Annotated in this window: 5 protein-coding genes; all 5 read right to left on the bottom strand. The window is 62.1% G+C overall.

Annotated features, from left to right (window positions below; translation table 11 throughout):
• On the bottom strand, window positions 1-560 hold a 560-nt coding region (locus UB31_RS19100), incomplete at its 3' end, for an IS5/IS1182 family transposase (RefSeq protein WP_045009489.1).
• 112 nt (window positions 561-672) lie between these two features.
• Window positions 673-1,842, bottom strand: a complete 1,170-nt coding sequence (locus UB31_RS19095) for a Gfo/Idh/MocA family protein (protein WP_045006040.1) — start codon at window positions 1,840-1,842, stop codon at window positions 673-675.
• 48 nt (window positions 1,843-1,890) lie between these two features.
• Window positions 1,891-2,205: a septal ring lytic transglycosylase RlpA family protein gene (locus tag UB31_RS19090; RefSeq protein WP_045006041.1), complete on the bottom strand. Its 315-nt coding sequence runs from the start codon at window positions 2,203-2,205 to the stop codon at window positions 1,891-1,893.
• A 102-nt stretch (window positions 2,206-2,307) separates the two neighbouring features.
• Entirely contained in the window at window positions 2,308-3,153 is an 846-nt protein-coding gene (locus UB31_RS19085) for a CmcJ/NvfI family oxidoreductase (RefSeq protein WP_045006042.1), read from the bottom strand.
• A gap of 405 nt (window positions 3,154-3,558) precedes the next feature.
• The coding region (locus UB31_RS19080) for a transposase (protein ID WP_045009670.1) at window positions 3,559-3,829 on the bottom strand (271 nt) is incomplete at its 5' end.

The raw sequence follows: 3,829 nt of genomic DNA, 5'->3' as shown, positions 1-3,829 counted from the left end.
ATTTTATAGCCGAACACGCTCTTTTTGCCTTTCCGGCCCCAGCGAGCATCGCGATCCGCAGATGGTTTGGGTGGCGTATCCTCGCCATCCTTGCGTGCCTTGCGGGGCGGAGTGGCTCGTGCCGCGATTAACGAGGCGTCGACCAGCGTTCCCTGCTTGAGGATCAGCTTCTTGGCCTCCAACTGCCGATTGATCTCAGTGAAGATCTTCTCGATCAGACCGTCCTTGGCGAGTTCCTGCCGAAACCGCCACAATGTCGTGTGATCCGGGGTCTGATCGTGCAGGCTCAGACCAACAAAGCGGCGGAACGACAACCGGTCTGCAATGGCCGCTTCCAGCGCGGGATCAGACAGATTGTGCCAGATCCCGGCGAGCAAGCAGCGAAGCAAGACTTCCGCCGGATAGCTGCTGTTGCCGGCACCATCGCCGCCCCGCTTGCCAAGCAGCGAGCGCAGCGGCGCCCAATCCACAACAGCCTCCACCTCATCCAGGATGCTGCTTCGCGGTGCCCGAACCAGGCCATCCGCCAAGCTCATCTGACCGACATTGCGCTCAACCATGGCTCCCCTCGCTAGAATCAGCCATGATTCAAAGAATCACGTGCAGCGATTGTGCAAAGCCCCCGCAGGGGGAGAAGGGTGGGCAGCATGCGTGCGGCTAGTTCATCGCACCCTACAACACCACCCGCCGCCCCTCCTCCGCCGCCCAGTACCCCGCATAGTTCACCTTGATCGTCTCGTAGGCCAGCGCGAGATCCGATAGCGGCTGTCGTCCCGTGGCCACGCATTCCATGAAATCCTGGATCTCCTGGAGGTAGCCGCGGGTCCATTCCTCCTCGAGACAGACATATTGCCAGCCGGTTTTGCGATCGACCTTTTCGGTGATGTAGACGCTCGCGAGCTTCTCCTCAGAGGTCTGGTAGCTCATCAGATGCGTGTTCGGGGTGATGTTGGCGAACAACGAACCGCCTGAGGTGTAGGTCTCGATCAGATTGCGCACGCCGCCCATGATCATGTCGCCGGAGAATACGGTCGCCTTGGTGCCATCGGAGAACGTCGCGGTCAGCGTGCCCCAGTCCTCGACATCTACCGGATTGGCCTTGATGTAAGTGCGCTCCTCGGGCTTGAGGTTAGCCGTGACGTTGCCGACATCGCCCGTAACGCTGGCGACCTTGATGGTCTCGCCACGCGCGCGGGCCTCGACTTGCTTGAGATAGAGCACGGCGGACAGCGGATGGCAGCCCATCCGGATCAGCGAGCCGCCGCCTGTCATCGCCCATTGCGCCGCATGCGCGGCGTGCGAGCCGGAATGGCTCTCCTCGCCTTTCATGAACAGGATTTTGTCCTTCGTTGCTTTGATGATCTCCGCGGTCTTGGTGACCGCGGGCGCGTAGATCCAGTCTTCCGCATACATGAACAGCTTGCCAGTGCGCTCGATCGCGGCACGGGTCGCGCCCATCTCCTCCAGCACGCGCTCATACATCACCGCCTTCGGCACGTGCTTGCCGATCGGCTGCTGGTCGCCCTCCCGGCCGAAATAGCCGGCGAACGGCTTTTCACAGATGACATGCTTGCCGGCCTGCATGCTGGCTACGATCATTCCGGCATGAAGGTTGGGCGGCGTGCAGATGTCGATGACGCCGATATCAGCGTCCGCGTTCAGTTCGGAAAAACTGCGATAGACGCGCGGGATTTGATGGCGCTGGGCGAATTCCTCGACATGGTCGCCGCGCGCCGCCACCGCCGCGACCTCGACGTCCACGCCATAGACGCGCCGGAACGCATACATATGCAGCTCCGACACGAAGCCGCAGCCGACGAGCCCGACCCTGATCCTTGCCATAGCGCCCCTCACCCCTTGTTTGGGCGGCACTATAGCGCGCTTGCGGGCCTATTCCACCGACACGCGGACCACGCCCGCACTCATCATGCCGAGCGCGCGGGCGGCAGGCACGGAGAGATCGACGATGCGGCCGCGGATGAAGGGGCCGCGATCATTGACGCGGCATTGAATCGAGTGGCCACCATAGGACACCTTCAGCACGCTCCCAAACGGGCGCGTCCGATGGGCGCAGGTCAGCTCGCCGCCTTTCGCGGCTTTTCCGTATCCGTAATATGAAGCAAGCCCGCTCTCGGCATGCGCAATTGAAATGAGAGCGAGAGATGAGGTCGTCAAACAAAGCAATAAAATAGTCAACGCTCGCACGGCACCGCTCCCGGTTGGCCCTGCCCCGCGTTGCAAACGTCGCTTTGTTCCCTGAAGTTCCGGGAACTGCCGGGCGATGCCCGGCAGTGCCATCACACATTGTTACTGTTTGTGAAAGACGAGCGTGCGCACTTCGATGCTTTCGCGCGGCGCCGCATCGGCCGGCGTGGTCGGATCGATGAAGGCTGTGTGCGGCCCGAAACGCGTGCGGCCGTCGGTTGCAGAATCATAGCACTTGAGCAGCAGTGCTTCGTCCGCCGTCATCTCCGGGAAATAGAACCAGCGATGGTTCGGATTGTATTTCACCGAATAGGTCTCGCCACGACGGTTAGGATAGATCAGGTCGGAAGCGACGAGATCGTCGGGCGCGACCGTGGTGCCGTCGACCATCGCGAGTGGTGAATCGCGCAAGGGACCGCGGATCGGGCGCCAGAGATTGATCACCTGCACGCGGCCCTTCTGCAGCTCGTCGGCTTCATCAGGCACATGCTCTCGCACGCGGTTGGCGCCCGAGAGCGCGGTCTGGTCGACATGGACGCGCGTCGCGGGCTGGCGCGGACCGCCGTCGCGAATGTCGGCGGCGCCATCGACGCGCCTGCGCACGGTGTGGTCGAAGATGACGACGCGGTCCGCCTTCAGCGTCGCGCGAAGAAAGGCTTCGACGGCGGGATAGTAGACCGTCCTGATTTCCTCGTCGTTGTAGAAGTCCTTCACCCGGTTCGGATGGCGCACCAGCGCAAAGCCCTCGCGATCGAGCGAGATATTGTTCGCGATCAGCCGCGCGTCGAAGATCGGGACCTGATGCGGCTCCGGCAACGATGTGCTTTTCGGCTCGCCCGGCGGCGGGTCGAAGGCGTAGGTGCGCGGCTTGCCGGAAACCGGCGCGAGATAGTTGAGTTCAGCAGTGACGAAGGGAAGCGATTCGATTTTTGTTTCTTGCAGGCCCATGGCCGGTCTCCCGATGTGGTCGTCTGTCTGACTTTTGTCGGGATGGAGCGTGCTGCAAGGGTGGTGGTGCAAATAGCAATGGGGGTGTCGTTGGGAGCGACAAATGCAGAAAGAAACTGTCGAGGGCGGCTTTGCGCGCGTGGCTTCCCTTCTCCCCTTGTGGGAGAAGGTGGCGCGAAGCGCCGGATGAGGGGTCTCTATCCGCGAACTCAATCGTGAGAGGTGGACGCGGAGAGAGGCCCCTCACCCGTCTCGCCGCTATGCGGCGAGCCACCCTCTCCCGCAAGGAGGGCTTTGCACAGAGGGGCGAGCGGGCGCTTGAGGTGCGTCGCGGGCTTTTTTGATGTCAGCCCGCTACAGTGAGCGGCATTTTGCTCATTTCATCCCCTGTTGTCCTCTGTTTTTTCATGCGGAGACGGACTCCTGGCGTTGTGCGGCCAATGCGCCGGCCGCACGCCGTAGGTTGTAGGCGCAGCAGGCCAGCACGATGTGCACCTGATTGCGCTCGAAGTTGAAGAAGCGCATCCGCCGGAGACCATAATGCTCCTTGAACACGGCGTACGGACGCTCGACGGCGGCGCGCACCTTGGCGATTAGTTTGTTGCGCAGCTTCTGCCGCGGCGGCAGTTCGGGATGATGCTTGTTGGGCCGATGCATCAGGCGGTCCTTGATGCCA

It is taken from the genome of Bradyrhizobium sp. LTSP849, assembly GCF_000938255.1.
Classification (GTDB): Bacteria; Pseudomonadota; Alphaproteobacteria; order Rhizobiales; family Xanthobacteraceae; genus Bradyrhizobium.
This window is presented reverse-complemented; position numbering and strand designations above follow the sequence as displayed.